Annotated in this window: 29 protein-coding genes; 17 read left to right on the plus strand and 12 right to left on the minus strand. The window is 61.4% G+C overall.

Going from position 1 to position 26,498, the window contains the following annotated elements; translation table 11 throughout:
- Positions 1-22 precede the first annotated feature (22 nt).
- Positions 23-538 carry a hypothetical protein gene (locus LGH70_RS07595; RefSeq protein WP_226184356.1) on the minus strand — a complete coding sequence of 172 codons (516 nt, stop codon included), beginning with the start codon at positions 536-538 and terminating at the stop codon, positions 23-25.
- 80 nt (positions 539-618) lie between these two features.
- Complete coding sequence (locus tag LGH70_RS07600) at positions 619-1,053, minus strand: PaaI family thioesterase (protein ID WP_226184357.1); 435 nt, start codon at positions 1,051-1,053, stop codon at positions 619-621.
- A gap of 89 nt (positions 1,054-1,142) precedes the next feature.
- On the opposite strand from LGH70_RS07600, the gene LGH70_RS07605 reads away from it, so the two are divergent.
- From LGH70_RS07605 to coaD, 4 genes are all read left to right on the plus strand, one after another.
- Positions 1,143-1,736 (plus strand): DUF4126 domain-containing protein, encoded by a 594-nt coding sequence (locus tag LGH70_RS07605; RefSeq protein ID WP_226184358.1) that lies wholly within the window; start codon positions 1,143-1,145, stop codon positions 1,734-1,736.
- Positions 1,737-1,755: 19 nt separating this feature from the next.
- On the plus strand, positions 1,756-2,274 hold the full coding sequence (locus LGH70_RS07610; RefSeq protein WP_226184360.1) for an NUDIX domain-containing protein: 519 nt from the start codon (positions 1,756-1,758) through the stop codon (positions 2,272-2,274).
- Between the two features lie 119 nt (positions 2,275-2,393).
- Positions 2,394-3,263 carry a DUF3822 family protein gene (locus tag LGH70_RS07615; RefSeq protein ID WP_226184362.1) on the plus strand — a complete coding sequence of 290 codons (870 nt, stop codon included), beginning with the start codon at positions 2,394-2,396 and terminating at the stop codon, positions 3,261-3,263.
- A 282-nt stretch (positions 3,264-3,545) separates the two neighbouring features.
- Entirely contained in the window at positions 3,546-4,025 is a 480-nt protein-coding gene (gene coaD, locus LGH70_RS07620; protein ID WP_226184364.1) for a pantetheine-phosphate adenylyltransferase, read from the plus strand.
- Positions 4,026-4,029: 4 nt separating this feature from the next.
- Here the strand turns inward: coaD and LGH70_RS07625 are convergent, their stop codons facing one another.
- Both LGH70_RS07625 and LGH70_RS07630 read right to left on the minus strand, forming a co-directional pair.
- A complete protein-coding gene (locus LGH70_RS07625) occupies positions 4,030-4,512 on the minus strand; it encodes a hypothetical protein (protein WP_226184366.1) in 483 nt (160 codons plus the stop codon).
- 20 nt (positions 4,513-4,532) lie between these two features.
- Positions 4,533-5,237 (minus strand): NUDIX hydrolase, encoded by a 705-nt coding sequence (locus LGH70_RS07630; protein WP_226184368.1) that lies wholly within the window; start codon positions 5,235-5,237, stop codon positions 4,533-4,535.
- A gap of 206 nt (positions 5,238-5,443) precedes the next feature.
- On the opposite strand from LGH70_RS07630, the gene LGH70_RS07635 reads away from it, so the two are divergent.
- Positions 5,444-5,950 (plus strand): metallophosphoesterase family protein, encoded by a 507-nt coding sequence (locus LGH70_RS07635; RefSeq protein ID WP_226184369.1) that lies wholly within the window; start codon positions 5,444-5,446, stop codon positions 5,948-5,950.
- Between the two features lie 200 nt (positions 5,951-6,150).
- On the opposite strand, the gene LGH70_RS07640 is transcribed toward LGH70_RS07635, so the two are convergent.
- Entirely contained in the window at positions 6,151-6,336 is a 186-nt protein-coding gene (locus LGH70_RS07640) for a hypothetical protein (protein WP_226184371.1), read from the minus strand.
- 115 nt (positions 6,337-6,451) lie between these two features.
- On the opposite strand from LGH70_RS07640, the gene LGH70_RS07645 reads away from it, so the two are divergent.
- The gene (locus LGH70_RS07645) at positions 6,452-7,492 is read left to right on the plus strand and encodes a threonine aldolase family protein (RefSeq protein WP_226184373.1); all 1,041 of its coding nucleotides are present in this window, start codon (positions 6,452-6,454) and stop codon (positions 7,490-7,492) included.
- Here LGH70_RS07645 and nhaA read toward each other — a convergent pair.
- Positions 7,489-8,676 carry a Na+/H+ antiporter NhaA gene (gene nhaA / locus LGH70_RS07650; RefSeq protein ID WP_226184379.1) on the minus strand — a complete coding sequence of 396 codons (1,188 nt, stop codon included), beginning with the start codon at positions 8,674-8,676 and terminating at the stop codon, positions 7,489-7,491. The genes LGH70_RS07645 and nhaA overlap by 4 nt on opposite strands.
- Before the next feature lie 247 nt (positions 8,677-8,923).
- Between nhaA and LGH70_RS07655 the strand changes: the two genes are divergently transcribed.
- Together LGH70_RS07655 and LGH70_RS07660 are read left to right on the plus strand one after the other, a co-directional pair.
- Entirely contained in the window at positions 8,924-9,583 is a 660-nt protein-coding gene (locus LGH70_RS07655) for a metallophosphoesterase (protein ID WP_226184381.1), read from the plus strand.
- Positions 9,570-10,229, plus strand: a complete 660-nt coding sequence (locus LGH70_RS07660; protein ID WP_226184383.1) for a DNA-3-methyladenine glycosylase family protein — start codon at positions 9,570-9,572, stop codon at positions 10,227-10,229. The genes LGH70_RS07655 and LGH70_RS07660 overlap by 14 nt, the downstream gene beginning before the upstream one ends.
- A 4-nt stretch (positions 10,230-10,233) precedes the next feature.
- On the opposite strand, the gene LGH70_RS07665 is transcribed toward LGH70_RS07660, so the two are convergent.
- From LGH70_RS07665 to LGH70_RS07675, 3 genes are read right to left on the minus strand one after another with little or no spacing between them, the layout of a single operon-like run.
- The gene (locus LGH70_RS07665) at positions 10,234-10,452 is read right to left on the minus strand and encodes a CHASE3 domain-containing protein (RefSeq protein WP_226184385.1); all 219 of its coding nucleotides are present in this window, start codon (positions 10,450-10,452) and stop codon (positions 10,234-10,236) included.
- 30 nt (positions 10,453-10,482) lie between these two features.
- Positions 10,483-10,740, minus strand: coding sequence for a hypothetical protein (locus LGH70_RS07670; RefSeq protein ID WP_226184387.1), 258 nt, complete (start codon positions 10,738-10,740; stop codon positions 10,483-10,485).
- Between the two features lies 1 nt (position 10,741).
- Entirely contained in the window at positions 10,742-11,659 is a 918-nt protein-coding gene (locus LGH70_RS07675; RefSeq protein ID WP_226184389.1) for a DUF58 domain-containing protein, read from the minus strand.
- 274 nt (positions 11,660-11,933) lie between these two features.
- On the opposite strand from LGH70_RS07675, the gene LGH70_RS07680 reads away from it, so the two are divergent.
- The 4 genes from LGH70_RS07680 to LGH70_RS07695 all read left to right on the plus strand — a co-directional run bounded on the left by LGH70_RS07680 (position 11,934) and on the right by LGH70_RS07695 (position 14,613).
- Complete coding sequence (locus LGH70_RS07680) at positions 11,934-12,290, plus strand: DUF3276 family protein (RefSeq protein WP_226184391.1); 357 nt, start codon at positions 11,934-11,936, stop codon at positions 12,288-12,290.
- 356 nt (positions 12,291-12,646) lie between these two features.
- Positions 12,647-13,747: a redox-regulated ATPase YchF gene (gene ychF, locus LGH70_RS07685; RefSeq protein ID WP_226184402.1), complete on the plus strand. Its 1,101-nt coding sequence runs from the start codon at positions 12,647-12,649 to the stop codon at positions 13,745-13,747.
- 20 nt (positions 13,748-13,767) lie between these two features.
- Positions 13,768-13,977: a zinc ribbon domain-containing protein YjdM gene (locus LGH70_RS07690; protein WP_019947089.1), complete on the plus strand. Its 210-nt coding sequence runs from the start codon at positions 13,768-13,770 to the stop codon at positions 13,975-13,977.
- A gap of 87 nt (positions 13,978-14,064) precedes the next feature.
- Positions 14,065-14,613 (plus strand): hypothetical protein, encoded by a 549-nt coding sequence (locus LGH70_RS07695; protein ID WP_226184404.1) that lies wholly within the window; start codon positions 14,065-14,067, stop codon positions 14,611-14,613.
- A 56-nt stretch (positions 14,614-14,669) separates the two neighbouring features.
- On the opposite strand, the gene LGH70_RS07700 is transcribed toward LGH70_RS07695, so the two are convergent.
- Complete coding sequence (locus tag LGH70_RS07700; RefSeq protein ID WP_226184413.1) at positions 14,670-16,109, minus strand: M48 family metalloprotease; 1,440 nt, start codon at positions 16,107-16,109, stop codon at positions 14,670-14,672.
- Between the two features lie 209 nt (positions 16,110-16,318).
- Positions 16,319-17,773 carry a M48 family metalloprotease gene (locus LGH70_RS07705; RefSeq protein WP_226184417.1) on the minus strand — a complete coding sequence of 485 codons (1,455 nt, stop codon included), beginning with the start codon at positions 17,771-17,773 and terminating at the stop codon, positions 16,319-16,321.
- Positions 17,774-18,040: 267 nt separating this feature from the next.
- Here LGH70_RS07705 and LGH70_RS07710 point away from each other — a divergent pair, with 267 nt between their 5' ends.
- Complete coding sequence (locus LGH70_RS07710; protein ID WP_226184419.1) at positions 18,041-19,039, plus strand: DUF2157 domain-containing protein; 999 nt, start codon at positions 18,041-18,043, stop codon at positions 19,037-19,039.
- Positions 19,020-20,246 carry a hypothetical protein gene (locus LGH70_RS07715; RefSeq protein WP_226184421.1) on the plus strand — a complete coding sequence of 409 codons (1,227 nt, stop codon included), beginning with the start codon at positions 19,020-19,022 and terminating at the stop codon, positions 20,244-20,246. Before LGH70_RS07710 ends, LGH70_RS07715 begins: the two co-directional genes overlap by 20 nt.
- A 229-nt stretch (positions 20,247-20,475) precedes the next feature.
- On the opposite strand, the gene LGH70_RS07720 is transcribed toward LGH70_RS07715, so the two are convergent.
- Positions 20,476-21,816, minus strand: a complete 1,341-nt coding sequence (locus LGH70_RS07720; protein ID WP_226184422.1) for a type IX secretion system plug protein — start codon at positions 21,814-21,816, stop codon at positions 20,476-20,478.
- Positions 21,817-22,010: 194 nt separating this feature from the next.
- Here LGH70_RS07720 and LGH70_RS07725 point away from each other — a divergent pair, with 194 nt between their 5' ends.
- Genes LGH70_RS07725 through LGH70_RS07735 form a run of 3 tightly spaced genes read left to right on the plus strand, consistent with a single transcriptional unit; the run spans position 22,011 to position 26,428 of the window.
- Positions 22,011-23,681 carry an alkaline phosphatase PhoX gene (locus LGH70_RS07725; RefSeq protein ID WP_226184424.1) on the plus strand — a complete coding sequence of 557 codons (1,671 nt, stop codon included), beginning with the start codon at positions 22,011-22,013 and terminating at the stop codon, positions 23,679-23,681.
- A gap of 3 nt (positions 23,682-23,684) precedes the next feature.
- Positions 23,685-24,611: a leucine-rich repeat domain-containing protein gene (locus LGH70_RS23800; protein ID WP_226184433.1), complete on the plus strand. Its 927-nt coding sequence runs from the start codon at positions 23,685-23,687 to the stop codon at positions 24,609-24,611.
- Positions 24,612-24,622: 11 nt separating this feature from the next.
- The gene (locus LGH70_RS07735; RefSeq protein WP_226184435.1) at positions 24,623-26,428 is read left to right on the plus strand and encodes a cytochrome c peroxidase; all 1,806 of its coding nucleotides are present in this window, start codon (positions 24,623-24,625) and stop codon (positions 26,426-26,428) included.
- Positions 26,429-26,498 lie beyond the last annotated feature (70 nt).

Genomic DNA, 26,498 nt, shown 5'->3' on the forward strand with positions numbered 1-26,498 from the left:
GGAAGCGGGCCCCGAAGGCCCTTTAATCGAGCAGGGCCGGATTGACCTCGCTCAGAATCTTCTGCAAGAACACCATTTCGGCCGTAGAAAGTCCCGCCCGACGCGCACTATCCAGGGCCGTAGCCTTGAAAGTAGTTAGCGCCGCTTGCCGCTCGTTGGCGGTAGCCAGCCGGGTGCTCTGGCCCCAGATCAGCTGCGGCCGCAGCAGCGACCCAGGGTGCTGATACAGGTAATCGAGCAGAAATGTGAACTGCTGGTCCCAGATAATAGCTGCCGCTTCGTCTACGGCCTCGGTCACGTAGCCTTCGCTGATGCAGGCCATGGAATCGAGCTTCTGCAGGGCGGCCAGCGACTGGTGCTGCGTCACGGCCTGCTGCAGGCTGTCGATGTAGGCCAGCGTATGGTCGTCGATGGGTCCTGGGTCGGGCGGCACCACCGTAGCGGCCGGCTGCTCCCGCACGGGTGCATCCGGGCTGCAGCTCATGGCCAGCACCGCGACGATGTATAACCCGAGCTTCACTTTATTCGGCGAATTCATAGCAGCACTCCCGGACTAGGCCGAAAAGAAAGAGGTACGGAAAAGGCGTCGGCCGGTGATTCTGCGCCATCAATGCTTGGCTACAACTCCACCACGGCCATCGTGGCCGAGGCCTTAGCTACCAGCACATCGTCGCTCCACACCTCGGCTTCGCAGAAATGCAGGCGGCGGCCCGGCTTCAGCACCCAACCCACGGCCCGCAGCGTCTGGCCGGTTCCGGGCCGCAGATACGTCGTTTTCAGCTCGGCCGTGACGACGCCCTGACCTTCGGGCACCAGCGTGAGGGCGGCAAAGCCGGCAGCCAGGTCCGACATCGTAGCCACCAAACCACCGTGCGCAAAGCCCAAGTTCTGGTGGTGGTGCTGCTCCAGCTTCAGTTCAAACACCACGCGGCCCGACTCGATGGTGGTGAGGTCGGCGCCGATAAGATGCATAAAATACTGGCGTTCCAGCTTGCGACGGATGCGAACTTCGAGGGTTTCAACGTTTAGCTCAGGGGTGGCAGTAGTACTCATGCCGCAAAGGTACGCACCGGGCCGGCGGCCGCAATCCGCCGGCTTGCGTATCTTCCCGCCACAGCCTTTCCTGAGCCCGTACTATGCCCATGACAACACTAGAGTATTTGGTAGCCGGGGGCCTGGGTCTGGCGCTTGCAGCCTGCAGCGGCTTCCGCATCTTCGTGCCGCTGCTGGCGGCCAATCTGGCCTATCTGTCCGGCTTCATGGCCCCGTCGCCGGGCTTTGCGTGGCTGGGTACCTGGGTGGCTTTCGGCGTGCTGGCCACTGCCACCCTAGCCGAAATGCTGGCTTACTACGTGCCGGTTATCGACAACTTTCTGGATACGATTACCACGCCGGCCTCGTTTATAGCCGGCACCCTGCTCATGACCTCGGCCCTGCCCGACCTCGACCCGGTGGTGCGCTGGGGTCTGGGCGTACTGGTGGGCGGCGGCACGGCCGGCATGGTGCAGAGTGGTACGGCGCTGCTGCGGGCCGGCTCCACGGCCACAACGGGCGGCTTCGGCAACCCGATTCTGGCCACGCTGGAGAACTTTCTGGCCGTTGCCGGTTCTGTACTGGGCCTGTTTCTGCCGCTGGTTATGGCGGGCCTGGTCGTCGTGCTGCTCCTGTATTTGGGGGGCCGGTTCCGCCGCCTGTTTTTCCGCCGCTCCTCGCCTCCTACTACCACCAATTCCTAGCTCCTATTGCCCATTCGGTATGCAACCTCCTTTTCCCGCTCCTTCCGCTGCCCTCCCCGATTCGCTTCTGCAGGCCTACACCGGCCAGGTACGGGTGCGCGTGTGCGGTATGCTCATTCACCAGGGCGCCATGCTGCTGACGGCGCACCGGGGCCTGCTGGCGGGGGAGCTGCCATTCTGGTCGCCGCCCGGTGGGGGCTGGCAGTTTGGCGAAACCATTCAGGAGTGCCTGCGCCGCGAGTACCGGGAGGAAACCGGCCTGGAAGTAGTTGTAGGTCGTTTCCTGCACCTGCACGAGTATAAAACCGACTCCCTGCAGGCGCTGGAGCTGTTTTTCGAAGTCAGGCTCGTGGACGAAAAAGCCACGCCGCGCCTGGGCTCCGACCCCGAGCACAGCCCCGAAGCCCAGCTGCTCACCGGGCTGGCTTTTCTCACGCCACGCCAGCTGGGCGCGCTGCTGCCCACGCAGCTTCACCCCATCATCCGCCACGTCATCAGCCTCGACGACGTGTTTATTCCCCACATCCTGTTTCAGTAACGCGCTGGCCGGTGGCCGATTTGCTGCGGAGCGGTTCGCGGCCCTTTCGTACCTTTAACGGTCCTATTGCCGCATTTCTCCGCTCTGCCGTGTCCTCTAACCCTTTGTCTGCCGCCGCTTTGCCCCTTCCCGCCCCGCCAGTTGCCTTGCAGTCGTTGCGCGATGAAACGCTGGAAACCGCGTCGCCGGCGGGCTGCAACCTGTACTTAACTGCCGGGGCCAACGGCCTGCGGCTGGGCGTGGCCGACATTCGCCGCAATAAGTTTGTGGCTCTGGAAGACTATGCCGTATCGAATACCGCAACCTGGGCCGAGCAGTTTCAGGCCCTGGCCCAGGAGCACGACCTGCTCGGCCGGACCGGGTGGAACCAAGTACGCCTAGCCGTGCAAAACCGATCCTTTACCCTGCTTCCGGCCCCGCTGCTGCGCCCCGGCGACGAAGCGGCGTACCTGCGGCTGCACCATGCCCTCGACCCCGAGGAAGAAACGGTGGGGAGCTACCGGCATTCCAGCATGGAAATGGTGAGCGTGTTTGCGGCCGAAAAAGCCTTGGCGCGCTGGTTTCAGGCTACCTACCCGACCGGCAAGATGCTACACCAGACCAGCGCTTTGCTCGAAGGCATTATTCACCAGAGCGAAGTGGCCGCCCCGCGCCGCCTCTACCTCAGCCTCGGCCACCAGGAAGTTACCATCGTGGCCGTGCGCGACAAGCGCCTGGAGTTCTGCAACGTGTTTGCCTTTGCCACGCCCGAAGACCTGATTTACTACACCATCCTGGTAATGCAGGAACTGCAGCTCAACCCCGACCAGGACGGCGTGGTGGTGTGGGGCGACCTGATGCACGACTCCGAGCTGTTTACCATTCTGCGCAAATACATCCGCAACATCCGCTTCGGCAACCGTCCCTTCGATTTGGCCTACAGCTACCGGTTGAACGACGTGTTCGAGTACCGCTACTTCGAGCTCTACAGCCTGCATCTGTGCGAATAAGCCAGCAGTCCTTGCGAGGCGCAGCCGCGGCACCCGCAGGACAGCACCGCTAATCCGTCCGCTGAAATGTGCTGAGCGTTCTAACGTGAAAAGCCCCTTGCTACCGCAGTAGGAAGGGGCTTTCTGGTAAAAGGTCATTGCGTACCGCGCAGAGGACGGATTGACGCCGCTTGAGGCGCCTCGCAAGGACACGAGTTCTGCAGTAGCATATTCTCCGCATCAGCACATTAATTCAAGGTTTTTCTCACCTTCGTGCTGCCAAAACCATCCATTCCGCGACGCATGAAGCGCATTGCTCTCTTCCCTGGTTCCTTCGACCCGTTTACCAATGGCCACCTCGACGTGGTGCGGCGCGGTACCGCGCTGTTCGATGAGGTCATTATTGCCATCGGCAACAACAGCAGCAAGTCGCGCTACCTGCCCGTGGAGCAGATGGTAACCATGATTGAGGACGTATTCCGGGAGGAGCCGCGCGTGTCGGTGCGGGCCTACAAGGGCCTGACGGCCACGTATGCGCGCGAAGTGGGGGCCAAGTTTCTGCTGCGCGGCCTGCGCAACACCACCGACTTCGAATACGAGAACACTATTGCCCAGGCCAACCGGCACGTGAATCCGGAGCTGGAAACCGTGTTTCTGATTACTTCCCCGGCTTTGGCCGCTATCAGCAGCACCATCATCCGCGAAATTCACCGCTTTGGCGGCAATGTGGATGATTTCGTGCCGTTTCAGCTGCCCGTTTACGAAACTCCGGCCGGCAGCTAGGCTACTAGCGGCGCGACACCATCCGGACGCCCGAAATAGCCTGGGGCCGCTTCGGGTCGGGTACGGGCAGCACGATGTACTCGGGGGCCGTCATAACCAGGTTGCCCCGGCGCATCAGCTCATCCTCATCCGAGCCGATGAGCACCATATCGAGCACTTTGCGCGACTTGGCATTGAAGGTGACGACGATAGTCGAGCCACTTTTCTCGAAGGTGTTGATCCAGTCGGCACCCTTCGTGCTTTTCATCTGCTCCGAGTTGGGCTCCAGGCCGATGGCTTCGTCCTTGCCTTCGAGCGGCTTGCCCAGGGCCCGGCGTACTTGGTCGATATTTTTGCCGACCAGGGAAGGCATATCCAGCTGGCTGGGATTGGCGGCCGTGCCCTGTTCGGTTTTGGGGGCGCTGTTTTCGGAGGCATTCTGGCTGCCGGTGCACGCGGCAACGCCACTCAGTAATAAGACAAAAGGCAAGTAGCGGAACGGGCGCATAAGCAGTACGTGAGGTTAAGTTATTTTTCTTTGGCCGACTCTTTCGCTGGCTCCGTGCCGGAGGTTTCGCCCAGATAATGGCGCACCACGAGGGCAATCGAAGCGTAAGCTTTGTCTAATACGGCCAAAGCCTCCTGCGGGGTCATCCAACGTACCTCTTCAATGTATTCTTCGGCCTGGGGCTTCATTAGCGAGTCGTCGGAACAGCTCATGATGTACCAGTTCGTCTTCTTCAGAATTTTGTTGCCGTTGTAGGCGTAGGAGTGCCAGGTGCTGGGCAGCTCTTCGCCCATTTCCACCTTGATGTTGCACTCCTCCTCCACTTCGCGCAGGGCACCCAGGCCCGGGTCCTCGTCCTTCTTGAGCTTGCCCTTGGGCAAATCCCACTTGCCGAGGCGGTAGATCATCAGCACCATGCCATCCTTCACTACAAGGCCGCCGGCGGCCTTCACGATGCGGAACTGGTCTTTCAGGTGCAGGATGAGCCGCTTCTTCTTGCGGGCCAGCAACGTCAGCGACTTAAGCTTCTTGAGCTTCTTGACTTCCATCAGCCGCAGGATCCGGTCGATGAAGGGGTCTGTCACGTCGCGCACCAGCACGTCGCCGATCAGATCTTTGGAGCTGAATTCATCCTCCGCGTTCAAGATCAGGTCGTAGCGGTGCTTGTATATCTTCTCGCTGTTCTTTTTGATAATCAGCGGAATATCGTTGATGAAGACGTTCATCGCAGGGTAATCTGAGGGGCAGAAAATGAGGAAGAGACGCCGGGGTCCGTTGCAAAACACAGCATAAAATTCGGCATACGGAAATCGGGGAAAGCTGGGCAAGATACGGGATGCAACCGGTTCTGTTGCCGAGCCCTAGCACAACAGGGCTTTTCCCAAACCCATATTCCCCGTAAGCCTCAGACAGGCCTTACTTTTACGCCGCAATGAAAAAAATCGGTTTACTCTCGGATACCCACAGCTACTGGGATGAGCGCATCCTGCACCACCTGGCGGGCTGCGACGAAATCTGGCACGCCGGCGACTTTGGCACGGCCGCCGTTATTGAGGCCCTGGAGGCCGTAGCGCCGCTGCGGGGCGTGTATGGCAACATCGACGGCCGCGACGTGCGCCAGACCCAGCCCCTGGTGCAGCGCTTCGAAATCGAGGGCCTGCGGGTGCTCATGACCCACATCGGCGGCTACCCCGGCCACTACTCGCCCGCCGCCCGCCTCCTAGTGACGCAGGAGCGCCCCGGTCTGTTTATTTCCGGCCACTCCCATATTCTGAAGGTAATGCCCGACCCCAAGCTGGGCTTGCTGCACCTGAACCCCGGCGCGGCCGGCATGCACGGCTTTCACAAGGTGCGCACCATGCTGCGCTTTGAAGTGGCCCACGGCAAGGTGCAGCAGCTGCAGGCTATTGAGCTGGGCCTGCGCGCGGCCGGGCGCTAAAGCCGGGCACTGGCAGCAGGCCAAGCCCGGCTTTGAAACACAAAAAGCGTCTTTCTCCGGGGAGAAAGACGCTTTCCTGATGCTAATAGAACCTACCGACGCGGAGAGCAAGCCGATGTGCAGGACAGCTTCCGACTGGGAATTTTCGTCCTGCCTACCGTCTTGGTTTGCGGACTATCAGCTTCGTCAACTGGGGCAGCTTACGCCTCAGCAGTGGCCGTAGTGGCTGCGGCCGAAGTCGTGCCGCCGTTGAAACGGGACTTCAGTTCGTCAATATCCACGTTCTTCAGAACGGGAGTCAACAGCAGTTGCTTGATAACGCGCTGCTTGTTGTTGGCGCGGGCAATGTTCTTGCGGTGCTTCCGCTTCAGTCGGGTGACGCTCATATCCGGGTCGGTTAAAGTCTTTTTGTAAAGGAGGGGCAAAAGTAAGTCTTATTTTTGAATCGGGAAACAGTTGCGGCTTCTTCCTTGTCTTTCCACTTTCTCTTTGCTCCCGGCTATGTCTGAACCCATTATCGATTTACGCTCCGATACCGTCACCCGGCCCACGGCCGCCATGCTCGAGGCCATGCTCCGTGCCCCCGTCGGCGACGACGTGTACGAGGAGGACCCCACCGTGCGCGAGCTGGAGGAAACCTCCGCGGCCCTGTTCGGCCTCGAAGCCGGCCTGTTCTGCCCCTCGGGCACCATGACCAACCAGATTGCCATTAAAGCCCACACCGAGCCGCTGTCGGAAGTTATCTGCGAGCAGACGGCCCACGTGTACCTCTGGGAAGTGGGCGGCATAGCCTTTCACTCGGGCGCCTCGGTGGCCCTGCTGCCCGGCGACCGGGGCCGCGTGACGGCCGCGCAGGTGGAGGCCGCCATCCGGCCCGCCGACAACGTGCACTACCCTACTTCCAACCTGATTTGCCTGGAAAACACCAGCAACCGCGGTGGCGGCAGCTGCTACAGCTTGGAAACCATTGCCAGCATTGCCGAAGTAGCCCAGCGCCGCGGCCTGGCCCTGCACCTCGACGGGGCCCGCATCTTCAACGCTCTGGTAGCCACTGGCCAAAGCGCCGCCGACTACGGCAAATACTTTGATTCTATTTCGGTGTGCTTGTCCAAAGGGCTGGGGGCACCGGTGGGCTCGGTGCTGCTGGGCAGCAAGGCCTTTATTCATAAGTGCCGCCGCATCCGCAAAGTGATGGGCGGCGGCATGCGCCAGGCCGGCATTCTGGCCGCCGCTGGCCTCTACGCCCTGGAGCATAACGTGGCGCGCCTGGCCGATGACCACCGCCGGGCCCAGGAGCTGGGTGCCGTGCTGGCCGCTCAGCCCTACGTGGCCGAGGTGCTGCCCATCGAAACCAACCTGGCTATTTTCCGCCTCACCGACGAAATGCCGGCCGAAACTTTCCTGGCCCAATTGGAGCAGCAGGGCATCCGGGCCTCGTCGTTCGGCCCCCAGATGATTCGCTTCGTGACCCACCTCGACGTGGACAACACGATGGTGGAGCGGGTAAAGCAGGCGCTGCTGGCGCTGAGCGTCCCGGCTTAGGCTTTCACTTCTGGCTTGAGGGCAAGGTCGGCGGGAGCTTCGCTTTCGTCGGCCTTGTCGGCCAGGTGCAGCACCAGCAGCCCGGCCAGAGCGGCCAGCAACGAGCCCACGATAACGGCAATCTTGGCCAGGTCAATCCGGCCGGGGTCCGAGAAGGAAAGGTTGGCAATGAAAATGGCCATGGTGAAGCCGATGCCCGCCGTGAGGCCCAGGCCCAGCATTTTAAACCACGTCACGCGTTCCGGCAACGACGAGATACCGGCTTTCACGGCCAGCCAGCTGGCGCCGAAGATACCAAGCGGCTTACCCAGCAGCAGCCCTAGCCCGATACCCAGCCCCAGCGGACTCAGCAGTTCCCCCACCGACTCCGCCGACACGACAATGGCAGTATTGGCCAGGGCAAAGAGCGGCAGTATCAGGTAGCTGATGGGCTTGTGCAGGGCGGCTTCCAGCTTCTCAATGGCCTCGGTGGGAATGGTGAGAGCCAGCAGCACGCCGGCAATAGTGGCGTGCACTCCCGATTTCAGCACAAAAAACCACAAGCCCAGCCCCAGCAGGAAATACAGCGGCAGCCAGCTTACTTTCAGGCGGTTGAGCACGATTAGCGCGGCAAAAATCCCTCCGGCGGCCAGCAGGTAGGTCAGGTTTAGCTCGGCCGTATAGAACAGGGCAATGATGAGCACGGCAATCAAGTCGTCGATAATGGCCAGGGCCGTGAGAAAGACACGCAGACCGAAGGGCACTTTGTCGCCGAGCAGGGACAGAATGCCGAGCGAGAAGGCAATGTCGGTGGCCGTGGGCACGGCCCAGCCGTGGCTGGCGGGCGTGCCGGCGTTGAACAGCAGGAAGATGCCCGCCGGCACCGCCACGCCACCCACCGCCGCCAGAATGGGCAGTAGCGCCTGGCGAAAGTCGGTCAGCTCACCGTAGAGCACCTCCCGCTTTATTTCCAGGCCCACGGAAAAGAAAAACACGACCATCAGCCCGTCATCCACCCAGTGGGCCAGCGTTTTGACCAGTGGCCCCGCGCCCAGCTTGGTTTCCCAGAAATGCAGGTAGGCCTGGCTCCAAGCCGAGTTGCTGACCAGCAGGGAAACAACAGTGGCCAGCAGCAGCAGCAGGCCCGAGAGCTTGCCGCTTTCGGACAGTTCCCGAATCGGGACAATTATTCGGCGAAGAGGCATCAGGCGAACATAAGGTGGTCAGCTCTTGAACTGGGCGGCGGGGGCAATACGTACGGCCTTTGCTTTTGTCCTATTCAGAACTCTAAAAATCCGGTAGCTGCGGCCATTCGGCCAGCGGCCGGGTAGCCCAGCCACGGAATATATTTACCCGTAAACCTACTACTAAGAACTAACTCACATCTTTGCGCCCACCCCGCCCACGCGCCCCGGTAGTCTATTCCCGCCCTCTGCCCCGCTTTCCTCGCCCATGAATCTGTTTGTAATCGGTGACGTTCACGGCTGCTACCACACGCTGCTGGAGCTGCTGCAGCACTGGCAGCCCGAGCAGGAGCTGCTCATTCAGGTCGGCGACCTGATGGACCGCGGCAACTTCGCGCCCGATACCGTGGCGCTGGCCATGAACCTGAGCGAGCGGCACCCGGGGCAAACCGTTTTTCTGAAAGGCAACCACGAGGTAGGCATGACGCGCCACTACGGTCCGCAGGGCCCCTACCCCAACTGGCTGCTCTGGGGCGGCCGCCAGACCCTGACCCAGTATAGCCGGCGCAAAGAACTGCTGCCCAGCCACCTACCCTGGCTGGGCCAACGGCCGCTGTTCTGGGAAAATGACCACTTATTCGTCAGCCACGCCGGCATGGCCGATACGCCCGAGCCACTGGATGAAGACAACCCGGACGGTATTCTGTGGCGGCGCGGCCCGCTGCAGAACATTGGCAAGCTCCAGGTAATCGGCCACACGCCCACGACTGACGGCCGCCCCGATTTTGACCCGATTCAGCACGTGCTCAACATTGATACCGGCGCCGTGTACGGCCGGGTCCTGACCGGCGTCCGGATTTCGCCCCAAGGCGACGTGCTACAAGTAGTTTCCGTGCCCACTCACCCCATCGACAGTGACCGAGCCTGATCTGAACCCTACGGTGCCTGCTTTTTCCATGGAAGCGGCCCTGCTCCATTTACGCCAGGCCGATGCCGTGCTGGCCGCCGTTATTGCCCGGGGCCGGCCCATTCAGCCCCGGCCCCACGAGGATCTGTACCTGGCCCTGCTGCGCGCCATCGTCAGCCAGCAAATTTCGACCAAGGCCGCGGCGGCCATCTGGAAAAAAGTGCAGAGCCTGTTTCTGCCCGAAGGCTACCCCGAACCCAGCGTACTGGCCCAGCTCACCGATGAGGAATTGCGCGCGGCGGGTATCTCGCGTCAGAAAGCGGGCTACCTGCGCGCCATTGCCGACTTCGCCCAGCAAGGCCAGCTCGACCACGCCCACCTCAGCCAGCTCGATGCCGACGCCTTCACCGCCCACCTAACCCAGATTAAAGGCGTGGGCCGCTGGACGGCCCAGATGCTGCAGATGTTTGCCCTGGATCAGCCCGACGTGTTTCCCGAAGGTGATTTGGGTATTCAGAATGCCATGCGCAAACACTACGGGCTGGAGGAAACCGGCCGGGCCCTGCTGCGCCGCATGCTGGAAATTGCCGAGCCCTGGCGGCCCTACCGCACCCTGGCCAGTAAGTACCTGTGGCAGTCGTTGGACAACACGCCCGAGGGCGACTAGCAGCCTAGCGCAAATCGGCGTCGGAATTCGGCTGGTTGTGGGCGGCCCGCTTCTGGTCGTAGTAGGTCACGACCATGGCCACGAAGATGGCCACGAAGGGCACGCAGAACCCAAACAGCATCCAGCGCCACAACGAACGGTTGTTCATGTGGGCAATGTAGCCCGTGAGCAGGGCCGACGGAATACTAAGGAAGAGGATTGCAAAAAGGTAATCGAGCAACATGCAGGGCGTGGAAAAGAGACGGGGGAAGAATTACTGATACTGGGCCGGAACCTGGGCCAGCTGCGCGGCCAAGTCCCAGTCGGTGGGCTGCAGCTTGGGGTAGAACCATTTCGCGCCTTTGCTTAGCCAAGTGCGACGGTACGCTTGCGTGCTGAGCACGGAATAATCGTCGACCCCAAACTGGACGCCACAACACTCGCAGGTATCGTAACTTGGCTCGTCCTCATTCGGGCCCCAGGGTGAGTAGTCGTAATCGAGGCCGCAGACGCGGCAGTACCAGAATGCCATACTACCGGACTTTGCCCCGCTTTACCAGGTAGGCATACAGCACCTTATCGAACGGCTCCCGAATGTCAACCGGCACAAAATCGATGCGGTACTGGCCGCAGCGTAGGGCCAGTTCCTGCTCGTACTGCTGCATGGCGGCGCGGTACTGCTCGCGCACCTGGGCCGGCTGCAGCTTGATCTGCTCCCCGGTTTCCACGTCCTCAAACAGGTAGGGCCGCTCGGCAAAGGCAAATTCCGACTCCGTGGCGCGGTCCATGATGTGAAACAGCAATACTTCGTGCTGCTGGTGGCGCAAATGCTGCAGCGCGGCTAGGCTGGCCGTCTGCTCCTCGGGGTTGCGGCCCAGCATGTCGGAAAACAGCACCACCAACGAGCGTTTGGGAATCTGCTGGGCAATCTGGTGAATCACGCCCGACACGTCGGTGGCCCGGCGCGGGGCGGCGGGGCGCTCCAGCAGCTGCTGCAACGTGAGCAGCAGGGTGTGGCGGTGCGAGGTGGTGGAGCGCACCGGGGTTTGCAGCTCAATCTGGTCGGCGAAGGTCACCAGGCCCACCGCGTCGCGCTGCTTCTGCAGGAGCGTGGTGAGGGCGGCGGCGCAGAGCACGGCAAAGCGCAGCTTGTCGTGGCCGGGCGCCGGGTAGTACATGCTGGGGCTCACGTCGAGCAGCAGGTGGCAGCGCAGGTTGGTTTCTTCCTCGTAGCGCTTCACAAACAGCTTATCGGTGCGGGCAAATACCTTCCAGTCGATGTGGCGGGTACTTTCGCCGGGGTTGTAGAGTCGGTGCTCGGAAAACTCCACCGAAAAGCCGTGGTAGGGCGACTGGTGCAGGCCGGTAATAAAGCCCTCGACGAGCTGGCGGGCCAGAAACTCCAGGTTCTCAAACGAGCGGACAGCAGCCAGATCAAGCGGTTGTGACATCGGTGAAGTCGTGTAATAGTGAAGTAGAGCCGGAAGGCCGCACCCGGGAGCAGTACATAGGGCTTACTAAATATAATCCAGCTTTAAGCTTTTCCCCAAGTTTTTCTCCGCTCCGTCCTAGAATCCTGCCTGGAAAGCCCCAGCGAGGTAAAACAAAGATACCCGGCATTTTGTGTAAAAAATTTGACCTCAATATTTTTATATACGGCTGGAACACTTTACTTTGGGTTGTAATTCAATCATCTTGGAATAAATCAACCTATTTGAAGGCACCGTGGAAGACCGTCACGATCAGGAAGAAATCTACTCCCAACGCATTAAAGCGGGCAAACGCACGTACTTTTTCGATGTAAAGGCCACGCGCGGCCAGGACTACTACCTCACCATCACGGAAAGCAAGCGCAAGCTGCGGGATGATGACACGTTTTCCTACGAGAAACACAAAATCTTCCTCTACAAGGAAGACTTCGCCAAGTTCGTGGATGCCCTGCAGGACGCCGTGGACTATGTGCGCGAAGAGCTGCTCTCCGAAGAGGAAGTAGCCGAGCTGGACCGCCCCCGGCCTGCTTATGACAATTACGAAGGCGGTGAGCCCGGCTTCAACCCCAACCGCTCCGACGACAACTACTAGCCCCGAAGCTTAGCGAAACACTGCTCTACTCTTTATTCAGGTATTCAGAACCTTCGCGCGGCGCGCCTGGACCCCAAAGTCCAGGCGCGCCGTTTTTTATTGCACTGCTGTCATTATGTGCTCTGTCATCCTGAGTGTAGTGCAGCGCAACGAAGGACCTTAGCACGGCAGCACGACAATCGTAGCAACGACTTGTTTCAGCGGGATAAGGCTCTTCACTCTGCTCCGCGCCGTTCAGGATGACAGGCGAAGCCAGATTCCGCCAAGGATTCCCCGAAAAACAGCCGTACCTTTGCCCCTCGAATTGCGCCTGTAGGGCGTGACTCGCCATTTCACCAACTCACCATTTCACTATTATGGGTCTCCGCTGCGGAATCGTCGGTTTGCCGAACGTGGGTAAGTCCACGCTGTTCAACGCCCTTTCGAACGCCAAGGCCGAATCGGCCAACTATCCTTTCTGCACTATCGAGCCCAACGTGGGCGTGATTACCGTGCCCGACGAGCGCCTCCAGATCCTGGAAGCGCTGGTAAACCCCAAGCGCGTGCTGCCCACCATCATCGAGTTTGTGGACATTGCCGGCCTGGTAAAAGGTGCTTCCAAGGGCGAAGGCCTGGGCAACAAGTTCCTGGCCAACATCCGCGAGGTGGATGCCATCATTCACGTAGTGCGCTGCTTCGACGACCCCAACATCGTGCACGTAGCCGGCGGTGTCGACCCGGTGTTCGACAAGGACGTTATCGACACGGAGCTGCAACTCAAGGACCTGGAAAGCATCGACAAGAAGCTGCAGAAGTCGGAGCGCTCGGCCAAGGCCGGCGACGCGGCAGCCAAGAAGGAAGTAGCTATTCTGCAGCGCTTCAAGGCAGCCCTGGAAGCTGGGCAGAATGCCCGCGCCGTAGCCGCCGACGAGGTGGAGCTGGAAGCCGTAGCTGATTTGCAGCTGCTCACCATCAAGCCCGTGATTTACGTGGCCAACGTGGACGAGGCCAGCATTAAGACCGACGGCAACCACCACGTGGCAGCCTTGCGCGAGCATGTGCAAGCCGAAGGTGCTCAGGTGGTGCTGGTGTCGGCGGCCATTGAGGAGCAGATTGCCGACATGGAAGACCCCGAGGAAAAGGAAATGTTCCTGGGCGAGTACGGCCTCACCGAGTCGGGTCTGAACAAGCTCATCCGGGCCTCCTACGAGCTGCTGAACCTGATTACCTACTTCACCGCCGGTGTGCAGGAAGTACGCGCCTGGACCATTCACCGCGGCGATAAAGCTCCCCAGGCGGCCGGCGTCATCCACTCCGACTTCGAGAAAGGCTTTATCCGGGCCGAGGTTATCAAGCTGGCCGACTACCAGGAGTACAAGACCGAGGTAAAAATCAAGGAAGCCGGCAAGATGGCCGTGGAAGGCAAGGAATACGTGGTGCAGGATGGCGACATCATGCATTTCCGCTTCAACGTGTAAGTGCGGTCAGCCACGAACTCATGGACGTAAAAGACAGCAACGGCAACCTGCTCGCGGAAGGCGACTCGGTGACACTGATTAAGGACCTGAAAGTGAAAGGCTCTTCCCTGACGCTCAAGCGCGGCACGGTGGTCAAGAACATTCGCCTGACCAACAGCCCGGCCGAAATCGAAGGCCGCGCGGGCGGCTCTACGATGGTGCTCAAAACCGAGTTTCTGAAGAAGGCCTAGCTACGGCGGGTTCCTCGGCGGCAACTTATAACTTCAACGCCCCGGCTGGTATCCAGTCGGGGCGTTTTTGATTCTTTGATGTGCTTGATGATGGAAGACGATAGATACCCGGAATGGCTGGCTGACAAATTGCTGAATGTGACATTTGACTGGAACGCTGCCAGAAAAATTTCTATATCCGATTTTTTCGAATGTGTCTCACTACACGATTCCAGTTGGTACGGCACTTCAATGGACAGAGGTAATGCCATAATATGGGTAATCCATCTTGATGCAATCTGGAACAAGGACTTTTGCCATATTCTAGAGGATTGGCCTTTTCTGATTATCCGAATTCAGAATGTCCTAAGCACTTTTCAGGATTTCACCTCTTATGATGGGTTCTACAGTACGATAAGCTCGGCTGCAACCAAACCAGTGAATATTCCTGACTTCAAGGAATGGGTTGATTTCTCTAAAGTAGCTGAACTGTTTCCCGCGGATTTTTATCAGCGACTGAGCCATATCAGTGATTTAAACCGAACTGATATCGAAACTATTTACGGAGGAAGCCTAACGGTAATCCATCAGCCGATGGTAGAGCTACTGCTTTACACTGAGCAGGGAATTCCCTTGGCTATCAACTTCCCCATATAGAAAAACGCCGCTGAGATATTCCTCAACGGCGTTTTTCTATGTGCAGAAAAGGCGTGTTACTTCCCAACCACCTTAAACAAGGTACCGGCAGGCATTTTGGTCGTCAGCTGCATCCCATTCAGGATGGCCAGCTCCTCGCGGCGGGACGAGGGAATACCGTTGGCCGCCAGGGCTGCCCCGAGCGTGGTAGCCGTTTTCACGGTTTTGATGCGGATTTTATCGGACTGACGGTTCAGCTTGCTCGCGTCGGTGAGGCGGGCGAAACCCTGGGCTACTTGGGTGAAGACCGGGGCGTAGGTGGCGAAAGTGGTGGGCGACGACAGGCCGATGAAGGCGTAAATGCTGCTGCCGTCCTGAATCAGGTAGCTCAGCGTGCGGGCCGACTGCTCCTGGGTCACCTGGTCGCCCTGAATAGCCACGGCGGGGAAGCCGTTGATGGTAGTGCGGCTGGCCTGGGCGTTCTGCAGGCTCAACTGCTTCACGAGGGATTCGGCGGCGGCGTCGAGCGAGGAGCCGGGCGCGGGTACCAGGGCCATCAGGGCTTTGCCGCTAGGCTCGCCCATCTGGAATTGTGAGGGAGAGTTCTGGGTTTTCCAGCCCGAAGGCACCGGGAAGCGGAATTTCAGGTCGGGGTGGTAGAACGTGCTGCCTTCCACAAAGCCCTGGCGAGGGTCTTCCCCGTAGGGCAGGCCTTCAATGGAGCGCAGATACCCGTCGCGGTTCACGGCCAAGCGGGACGAGCCGGTCTGCTGCTTGGCCTGAGCCGCCAGCCCCTTCACGCGGGTGTAGCGGTCAGCCGAGTTGGGGTGGGTAGAGAGGAAGGTAGGCACACCACCGGCGCCGCTCTGGGCCTCGGTGCGCTGCAGGGTCTGGAAGAAGTCGGCCATGTTGGCCGCGTCGTACCCGATTTTAGTCGAGTACTTCACGCCCAGCACATCGGCCTCATTCTCCGCGTCGCGGCCGTACTTGAGCAAGCCCAGGCCCACCACCTGCGACAAAGGCTGGGCAAAGCGGCCCACCAGGTTGGGCGACACCACCGAGCCCAGCAGCAGGCCAATGTTGGCAATGGTGGAGCGGCTCTGCTGCTTCTGGCCGTGGCGGGCCGTGATGTGGCCCAGCTCGTGGCCCAGCACACCAGCAAATTGCGCCTCGTTGTTGAAATGGGCCATAATGCCGCGGGTGAAGTACACGTGGCCGTCGGGGGTGGCAAAGGCGTTAATCACCGGCGAATCGACAATGGTGAAGCCGTAGTCGCCGGGCCGGTCCGACACCTTGTTCATCTGCTGGCCCTTCGTGTCGATGAGCCGCTGCAAGGTGGCGTTGTTATAGAGGCCGAACTGGGCAATAACGGCCGGGTCGGGCTTGGGGCCCTGCCAGGCGCTCAAATTAAGCGTCAGGGGCTTGGCGGCCGGAGCCGGATTGATCGAGCTGCCGAGAGGCAGTAAAGAGAGCAACAGGGCGCCAGTGGTCAGACCGCGCGAGAGAGAAGATGTCATAGGGCAGAAAGGCGGCAAAGGCCGCGTAGCGTGGGGAAGGATGAGCTTGCAACGGCCCGGGTATGGGCAGGGTTGCAAACCGGGAGAACTGCTCCCTGTCCGCAGAAAAAGGCGCGGTTGAAACAGACAAGCCAAAAAACCTGCCAACCTTACCCAACCCCACTTCCCGTTGGGAGAGGGGTTGGGGTGGGGTCCGGGCAATGAGGACTCTACTTGCCCACCACCTTAATCATGGAGCCGGCATTTACCTGCTCATTAAGCTGCATACCGTTGAGAATGGCCATTTCCTCAAGGCGGGCCTCGGGCACGCCGTTGCTTTTCAGGGCCTGGCTGAGGGTGCTACGCAGCTTCAGGGTTTTGATGCGCACGTGCTCGGGCTGGCGGTTTAGCTTATCGGCCTCGGTGAGGCGGGCAAAGCCTTCCATGGTGCTGCTGAACGTGGGCTGGTAGCTGGGAAAGTCGGTGGGGGCCGAGGCGCCGAGCAGGGCGTAGATGGTTTTGCCGTCCTGAATCAGGTAGACCATGGTGCGGATACCGGCCACCGACTGCCCGGTCTGGGGGTCCTGCTGCACCTGGTCGGCCACGAAGGCCAGGGCCGGGAAGTTGTTCACCGTGACGCGGCGCGAGTCGGTGGGCTGCAAACTAAACTGCTTTACCAGAGCCTGGGCGGCCTCGTCGAGGGAGGCGCCGGGGGCCAGGGCCAGCATCATGAGGGCCTTGCCGGCGGGGTCGGCCATCTGAAACTGCTGGGGCGTGTTCTGGTGCTTCCAGCCGGCGGGCACCGGGAAGCGGAACTTCAGCTCGGGGTGGTAGAAGGCGTTGTTTTCCACGAAGCCCTGGCGCGGGTCTTCCCCGTACACGATGCCGTCAATCAGGCGCAGGTACTGCTCCCGGTTGATTTTAAGATTGGTCGGGTTGCCGTTCTGCTGCTTCCACTGGGTGGCCAACTGGTGCACGCGGTTGTAGCGGTCGGCCGGGTTGGGGTGGGTTGAGAGGAAGTCGGGAATGGCTTCGGCGCTGCTTTTGGCCTGCTCCCGCTGCAGGGTCTGGAAGAAGTCGGCCATCTGGGAGGCGTCGTAGCCGATTTTGGACGAGTACTCCACCCCCAGCTCATCGGACTGGCTTTCGTCGTCGCGCCCGAACTTGAGGAAGAGCAGCTGCATGCCCTGGGCGGCCTGCTCGCCAAACTGCGCTAGGCGGGGCGAGGCAATCATAGCCCCCATCAAACCCACCTGCCCGATAATGGCATTGGTTTGCTGCTTGGCCGAGTGCCGGGCCGTGACGTGGCCGATTTCGTGGCCCAGCACGCCGGCAAACTGCGCCTCGTTGTTGAAGTGGGCCATAATGCCGCGGGTGAAGTAGACGTAGCCGCCGGGCACGGCAAAGGCGTTAATCACCGGCGAATCGACGACGCGGAAGGTGTAAGTAAGGTCGGAGCGGTGGGAAATGGCGCCCATGGCCTTGCCCTTCTCGTTGATGAAGTTCTGCAGCTTCTGATCCGGATAGAGGCCAAACTGCGCCGTTACGGCCGGGTCGGACTGCTGCCCCATGGCCAGCTCCTGCCCTTTCGAGACGAGCATCACTTCTTTTTTCCCGGTCACGGGGTTGGTGGAACAGGCCGACAGGGCCAGCAGCGCGGCGGCAATGGGCAGGGTTGGTTTCATCGGGTGGCGGTGAGAATAGGCGTGTGTTGCTGCAACGGTACGCTAAAACTTTGGTTGCAGCGGCCCTCAAGCCGGCCTGGGGAGAGGAGTAGCTTCTGTTTTTATTGCCGGAACCTACTCCACACCTGGCGTACCTTCTACTTTTAATATCAATAGGTACGCCACGCTACACCTGCCGCAGCAGCAAACCATTGAATGGGGCTGATAATCGGGAAAGCTCTATGTTTGCCCGGCAACTTGCCTACGCTGCTTTCCCATCCCGTACCTATGACCGAAAAAATCCTGGCTTCACTCCGGGCCCTGCACCTGATTTCGGCCGAACAAGCCGACGTTATTGCCACCCACGAGCGGGAAAAGCCTTTTTCGCTGTACTACGAGCTGCGCACCCTGCTTTCCCTGGGCGTCACGCTGCTCAGCGCCGGGCTGGGCCTGCTCATCTACCAGAACATCGACACGTTGGGCCACGGCGTAATTGTGGCCCTCATTGCCCTAATTTCGGGGGCGGGCTTCGCCTATGCTCACCGGCAGCGGCAGCCGTTTTCGTGGCGGGCCACTCCGGCCTCTACCGGGGCCGACTACGCCCTGCTGCTGGCCTGCCTCACGCTGCTCACCCTGGTGGGCTACCTACAATACCAGTACAATTTCTTCGGCTCCCGCTACGGCCTGCTGGTGATTTTGCCCACGCTGGTATTCTTCTACTGTGCCTACCGCTTCGACCACCGCGGGGTGTTGTCGATGGCCCTGACCGGACTGGCAGCCTGGGTGGGCGTGAGCATTGCCCCGGTATCGGCTTATACGGCCAACAACTACGCCCTGCCCCACCTCGATGCGGTGGCTATTGCCCTGGGCCTGGGGCTGGCCGCCGTGGGGCTGGCCTCCGAACACCAGGACCGCAAAAAGCACTTCGGCTACACCTACGTGCTGCTGGGCAGCAACCTGGCCCTGGTAGCCCTGCTCACGGCCATGTTCCGGGGCTCCTACGAGGCGGCAAGCTTTCTGCCGCCGCTGCTGGCGGCCCTGCTCATCATCGGGCTCAGCGGCGCCCTGTACTGGTACGCCCGCCGCACCCACTCCTACATCTTTGTGCTGCTGGGCGCGCTCTACGGCTACATTGCCGTGACGTACCTGTACTTCCAGCTGTCGGAGCTGAACCGGGATTTTGAAGTAACGGCCTTCCTGTACTTTCCGGCCTCGGCCGTGGGCGTGGTATTGCTACTGTTGAATCTGAAGAAAATTGTGGGCAGCCATGAGCAAAAAGGCATATAACGAGCAGTGGATTTTCAACCGGGAGGTGCAGGACACGGCCCGGCGCTGGGGCAAGAGCAAGCTGCTGCTACCCGAGCAGGTGCAGGCCATTGGGGCGGCGTTTCCGAGCGAGTTCTACCAGCCGCACCTGTTTATCCGCATTGCTTTGTTCGTTTTTACCTGCCTGGCCAATATGACGGCCGCGGGGCTGGTGTTTCTGGCCGTTATGGGAATCGGTGACTACAGAAGCGGCTCGGAGGAAGTCCGGATACTGCTGGGTTGCCTGCTGTGCGGCGGGGGCTCGTTGCTGCTGCTGGAAACGCTGATTTCGGCCAACCACCTCTACCGCTCCGGCATCGACAACGCCCTGCTCTACCTGAGCGTGGCCTACCTGGCGGTGGCCCTGGTGATTAGCTACGGCCTACTGCTGCCCCTCTCCCTCGAACCGGATGACTTGCAGGAGCAAGGGCTGCTCTGGCCGCTGCTGGCAATACTGGCCGCGGCAATGCTCACGGCCATCATCCGCTACGCCGACCCGCTGGCCGCCGTGCTCACCCTGCTGCTCTACCTGGGTATCGTGGGCACGGTGATGCTCCGGCTGCCGCTGGGCAAGGCCCTGCTGCCCTTTGCCCTGATGCTGGCCTGCGCCGGCAGCTACTGGCTGGTGCAACAGCTCACCCGCCGCCCCGACTACCTCTACTACCGCCCAGCCGTGCGCACGGTGAAGTTTCTGACGCTGGCGTTCTTCTACCTGGCCGGCAACTACCTGGTGGTGCGCGAGGCCAATGCCCTGCTCAACGGCCTACCGTACTCGGTGCAGATCAGCTTTGCGCCGCTGTTTTACTTCTTTACGGTGGCAATTCCGCTGCTTTACCTCTACCAGGGCCTGCGCCGCGCCGACCGGATTTTTCTCTACGCCGGCCTGCTGACCCTCGTTTTTTCCATCTACACCTACCGCTTCTACCGCTCGGTGCTACCCCCGGAATGGGCCCTCACATTGGCCGGCACCTTCCTGATTCTGCTTTCCGGCTGGGCCCTGCGCTACCTGCGCCCCGCCCGCCACGGCCTCACCTCCGAGCCCGCCAACACGCCCTCCGAGTTCAGCCAGCTCAACCTGGAGTCGCTGGTCATGTCCCACGTCACCGAATCTACCATGCAGGTGCCCGAGCCCGGCTTCCAGTTCGGCGGCGGCCAATCCGGCGGCGGCGGCGCCGAGGGAAAGTACTAGGACGTGAGATGGTGAGTTGTCGTTCAATGCCCCGTGTCATTGCGAGGCGTGAGCCGAAGCAATCAGTGCTCTGAAATGTAGAAAGCATCCTTAAGAGAAAAGCCCCTTGCTACCGCGGTAGCAAGGGGCTTTTTGGTAAAAGGTCATTATGCACTGTGCAGAGGACGGATGGTCACGGCTACGCCGCGCAAGGACATGGTTTTTAACTCCCCATTTCACCACCTCACCGCTAGGGCCGGCGGCTGTTCACGGCTATCATCTGGTAACCAATGAGCAGGTCGGCGCGGGTGCCTGGGGGGCGGTAGTAGACGAGCAGGTCGTACTGGTTTTCGGTTTCCTGGTGGCTGCCTTCGAAGTACACGCCGTCGGGGGCGCCGGTGGTTTTGCCCACCACGTACTGGTAGTTGTAGTAGCCTTGCTTGAGCAGGGCTGCGCCAGTATACTGCTTCTGCTCCTCATTATAGGTCAGCTTGAACTCGTCCTTGAGCTGCCAGTCGCTGAGGGCGCCGAAGACGTAGACCGGGCCGGGCGCGGCCGACGGGGCCCTTAGTTGGAACGTGACATTGGCGTAGTCGGCATTGGTGGCGCCATTGCCGTATTCGCGGCTTTCGAAGATGCGCTGCCCATTGATGTCGTCAAACTGGGAGTAGGCTTGGCCGTTGCGGGTGGCTTCCGGGCTCAGCACCACGGCCCGGGGCGAGGCGGCGGGGTCGAGCTGGGCAATGCCGGCGCCCAGCACGCGCAAGGAGCGCGTGTCGAAGTAGCGAAACTCGCTGCCGGCGGCAAAGGCGTTTTCGAAGTTGAAGTACTGGTAGTCGAGGCGGCGCTCGGCGTCGCGCACGAAGGTGGGGCGCAGGTTGACTTTGGCGTTGTCCCAGCGGAAGTTCTGGCGCAGCATCACCTTCACCTCCTGGCTGGGGTTCACCAGGTTGGAGCCGCCGTAGCTGATGGAGAAATCTACCTGCTGCAGGGTGTAGCGCTCCTGCCCGGCCACCGGAATGCCCTGCCGGATGGCCACTTCCACATCGTTCTGATACACGAGCAGGCGGCGGCTTACCACCGGCACATTGCCCGCCCCGCTCACCACCAGCAGGTAGTTGCCACTGAGCTTGACGCGCGGCACCTGCATGCGGTAGTGGTAATACGGCACCTTCACGTTGACGCCCGTGCGGTAGTCGGTGATGAGAAACTCGTTGATTTCGTTCAGAAACTGCATATCCGTCAGTACCGAAGGCTTCCAGTCGGCGTCGCAGTGCACGAGCTTGGCCGTCATCCGCTCGGAGTTGGTGCCCAGCAGGTCAAACTCCAGCACGATGGGCTGCTGCTGGGTGATGGGCACCACCGGGGGCTGGAAGATGTCGGTGTTCTGGCCCGTAGCCACGTAGCACTGCACCGAGCGTACGTCGGGGTTGTAGATGTAGTCCTGGTAGCGCAGGGCTTTGTCGGCGTAGTACTCCGGGGGGCGCTGCTGGCTGCCGCGGGCGGCGTTGGGGTCGGTGATGGGCGTACCGAGCGGCACACAGGCCACGGCACCAAGCAGCAGGGAGGCAAGAAGGGAATAGCGGGGCATAGAAACGAAGGTAGCGCGAACTTTCAGTTTGTGACTAGTACGACGCCCGCGCTCCGGCGTCGGCACTAGTTGCCCGGCAGCGGGAGGTAACGTTAACGTCATGTCTCCTTTATCTAGTCTTAACCCAGCGGTAAACCAGGCGAAATAGTGGGTTTCGTACTTGCGGCACCTTTCAACCCCTTCGCAAGCCCCTTATGAAACACACTCCTACTCTTCTGGCGGCAGCTCTGCTGAGCGGTAGCGCCGCGCAGGCCCAGGCGCCCTGTGCCACCCTGCCCGCCGACCACATCAGCCGCTTCACCTCGGTGCAGCCCTCCACCCAGCCCCAGGACCTGCGCCTGCCGGCCACCCATACCTTCCAGCTGCTGGTGCAGGGCGGGGCAGCCTACTCTACGCCCGCCGACGGCACCGTAAAAGAGTCGTTCGACTTCACCGGCTACGTGCCCGCGGGCCCCAATAACACCAGCGGCTACCTGTCCATCAACCACGAGGGCTCCTCGGCAGCTACTTCCGGCGTAACCCTGCTGGATTTGGGCTTCAACCCCACCACCAAGCTCTGGGGCGTTACAGCCAAAAACCCGGTGAACTTCGCCTCAATCGTCGGCACGTACAATAACTGCTCGGGTGGCGTCACGCCCTGGAACACCATTGTAACCTGCGAGGAAAACACGCCCACGGCCCCGACCGACAGCAACGCGGACGGCTACCTGGACTTCGGCTGGAACGTCGAAATTGACCCGGCGACCCGCCTGGTGAAGGATTACAACGGGGACGGCAAGCCCGACAAGCTCTGGAAGATGGGCCGCATGAAGCACGAGAACATCGTGGTGGCCGCCGACCGCAAAACCGTGTACGAGGGTGCCGACGACGGCTCGGCCAACAGCTTCGTCTACAAGTTTGTGGCCGACGTGGCCGGCAATCTGGCCGAGGGCAAGCTCTACGCCCTGAAGCTGGACGGAGCCATCGGCACGGCTACCACCGGCACCTGGATTCAGGTACCCAACTCCACGCCGACCGAGTGCAGCAACACCACCCCGGCCGCTCTGGCCCTGGGTGCCACTAGCTTCAACGGCGTGGAAGACCTGGAAATCAGCCCCGTTACCGGCCAGATCTACTTCACGGCCAAAGGTCCCGGCACCACCTACCGCTTCACCGACGCGCCCACGACGGTCAGCGCCTTCGGCATCTTCGTGGGCAACTCGCCCGACAATACCAGCCGCAGCTACCCCATCAACTACGGCACGGCCACGGTGAATGAAGCCTGGGGTACCGGCAACGATAACCTGACCTTCGACTCGCAGGGCAACCTCTACGTGCTGCAGGACGGCGGCCGCAACCACGTGTGGGTGGTGCGCCCCTGCCACACCCAGGCCAGCCCCGCTGTAGAGCTGTTTGCCGTGACGCCCAACGGCTGCGAGCCCACCGGCATGACCTTCTCACCCGACGAGAAATTCATGTTTATCTCCATGCAAAACCCCGCCTCCACCAACACGCTGGCTACCACGGATGCCGCCGGCCAATCGGTAGTTTTCAACAAGTCTTCGGCCCTGGTTATCAGCCGCAAAGGTATTCTGGGCACCACGCTGGCCACGGAGAAAGCCAAGACCGAGCTGGCCCGCGCCGACGTGTACCCCAACCCCACCGCCGGCACTGAGCTGACCGTGGAGCTGACCAGCACCAGCCGCGAAGCCGCCACCCTGCAGGTCTTCAACACCCTCGGGGCCCGCGTACTGGAGCAAACAACGGTACTGACCCAGGGCCAGAACCGCCTGAAAGTGCCCGTGAGCAAGCTGCGTAGCGGCCACTATACGCTGGTTATCAAAACGGCTACCACTTCCACTACCCGGCCGTTTATCAAGCAATAGTCCGTGCGCTTACGCCACTGTATCCTTGTTCTATTAGGTGTTGCCCTGCAGGCTCTGCGGGGCAACACTTGTTTGGCCCAGGCCGCGCCGTGCGCCACGCCGGCGGCCTTTACCCTGACCGAAGCCCTGGGCCGCCCGGCCTGCGTGCGGGAGCTGAACCTGCGCGGCCAGGCCCTGGAGCAGCTGCCCGCCAGCGTGGCCACCCTGCCCCGCCTGCACCGCCTCTACGCCCACGAAAACCACCTGCGCCACCTGCCCGACGCCCTCACCCGGCTCGACAGCCTGCGGGTGCTGTTCGTGAACAAGAACGGCCTGCTCGACCTGCCGCCCGCGCTGGGCAACCTGCACCGGCTGCAGCAGCTCCAAATCGACCAGAATGCCCTCAGTGAGCTGCCGCCCAGCATCGGGGGCCTCGACAGCCTGCGGTTTCTGCTGGCCGCCTGGAACAACTTCACCTCGTTTCCCGAGCAGCTGGGCGAATTAAGTGAGCTGGAATACTTCGACGGCTCGCACAACCAGCTCCTGTTTTTGCCGACGTCATTAGGCGGGCTGCGCAACCTGCGCTACGTGTACCTGAATGACAACAAGCTGGAGCGCCTGCCCGACCAGCTCGGGGCTCTGAGCAAGCTGCAGGAGTTGAATCTGGCCAACAACGAGCTGGAAGCCCTGCCCGCCAGCCTGGGCCGCTGCCAGGCTCTGGCCGTGCTGATTCTTTCCGGCAACCAGCTTAAGGAGCTGCCCCGCAGCATGGGCCGGCTGCGCAACCTGGAAATGCTCATTCTCAACGACAACCAGCTTACCGGTCTGCCCCGCTCCCTGCGCCGCCTGCCCAAGCTCAAAACCATCATCGTCCGGGGCAACGCCTTCACGCCCGAGGCCAGCCGCCGCTTGCAGGCCAGCCTGCCCCAAACCAAGATCTACTTTCAATGAACCGTCGGTTTATGCGCCTACGCCCCCTGGGCCGGCCCGTGCTGCTGTTGCTGACCGGGCTGCTGTTCTCGTTTGCGGTGCTCCACAAAACACCCACCGAGCAGGTCCGGGACTATTATGCCAGCCACCTGCGCCAGCTGCACACGAGTCTCACCGAGTTTCAGCAGCGGGCTTACCAGGCTGATACCACCGAACTGCGCCGGCGGTTTGCGGCCTGCCGCACCGAGTACAAGCACCTGGAATTCGCGGTGGAATACTACTATCCGCACGCGGCCCAGCGCCTCAACGGGGCCAACCTGCCCGAAACCGAAGCCGGGGAGCCGGGCGAGGTAATTCCGGCTACGGGCTTTCAGGTGCTGGAAGAATACGTGTACGACGCCCCCACCGACCGCGCCACCCGGGACCTGATCCACCAGGAAACCGACAACTTGCTCTACCAGGTGCGCCACCTCGAGCAGCAGCTGCCCATGCTGGCCTTCTCCGAGGCCGAGCTGTTTGATGCTCTGCGCCTGAACCTCTACCGGTTGGCCGCCAAGGGCCTTTCCGGCTTCGATTCGCCGGTGGCCCACGCCTCCCTGCCCGAAGCCGCTGCCACCCTGCAGGCCACTGAGCAGCTCTTGGCATTGCTGCAGGCGCCGGCCCCCGTGCGCACCCAGCTAGCCCGCAGCCGGGCTGCCGTGCTGGCTCCCGGCGTCACGTTCGAGAGCTTCGACCGGGCCCGGTTTTTCGTCCGATATTTCAACCCGACCCTGGCCGCCCTGCAGCAAGCCCAGCAGCAGCTCGGAGTGCCGTACGTGGGTGCGCGCCGGGCCGTACGGCCCCAGTCTGTTTCCTTTTTCGCCGCTGCTGCCTTTGAGCCCGCCTTTTTTGCTCCTGCTGATGCCGCCGCGCCCACCCCGGCCGTGCTGGCCTTGGGCGAGGCCTTGTTTCAAGAGCCGCTGCTGTCGGGCCGCTCGGGGCGCTCCTGCGCCAGCTGCCACGTGCCCGGCCGCGCCTATACGGATGGACTGCGCGTGAACCGCGCTCTGCAACCCGGCACCGAGCTGGCCCGCAACACCCCAACCTTGCTCAATGCGGCCCTCCAGCCCGAGCAGTTCGCCGACGGCCGGGTGCGTTTTCTGGAGGATCAGGTGCACGCGGTGGTGTCCAACAAGGCCGAAATGGGTGGGCAGCTTAGTCAGGCCCCGGCGCTGTTGCGGAAGAAAAAGGGCTACAACCAGCTCTTTGCCCGGGCCTTTGCTCAAGAGCCGCAGCCCGTTACCGAGCGTAACATTCGCCGGGCGGTGGCAGCTTACGTGCGCAGCCTGGTGGGCCTCAACAGCCGCTTCGACCAGTACATGCGCGGCGACACCGCCGTGCTTACGGCGCAGGAAGTACTGGGCTTCAACCTGTTTGTGGGCAAGGCCCAGTGCGGCACCTGCCACTACACGCCTCTGTTCAACGGCAGCGTGCCCCCACTCTACGACAAAGCCGAAAGCGAAGTGCTGGGCGTGCCCGCTACCCCCGACCCGGCCCACCCCACCCCGGACGCCGACCAGGGCAAGTTCGGACTCTACGGCATTGCGCACCAGCGCCAGTCCTTCAAAACCCCGACCGTGCGCAACGCCGCCCAAACCGCACCCTACATGCACAACGGCGTGTACCAAACTCTGGAGCAGGTGCTCGACTTCTACAACCGCGGCGGCGGCGCGGGCCTGGGCCTGGCCGTGCCCACCCAAACGCTGGGCGCCGACCCGCTCAACCTGAGTGACGCCGAACAGCAGGCCATTATTGCTTTCATCCGGGCGCTGGACGACAGGCCGGCTGCGGCTTACTAGCCGCTCAGTACCATACAGACAAAGCCCCGCCGCAGCCCAAATGAGGATGCGGCGGGGCTTTTCTTTTTTG

It is taken from the genome of Hymenobacter nitidus (genome assembly GCF_020447315.1).
Classification (GTDB): domain Bacteria; phylum Bacteroidota; class Bacteroidia; order Cytophagales; family Hymenobacteraceae; genus Hymenobacter; species Hymenobacter nitidus.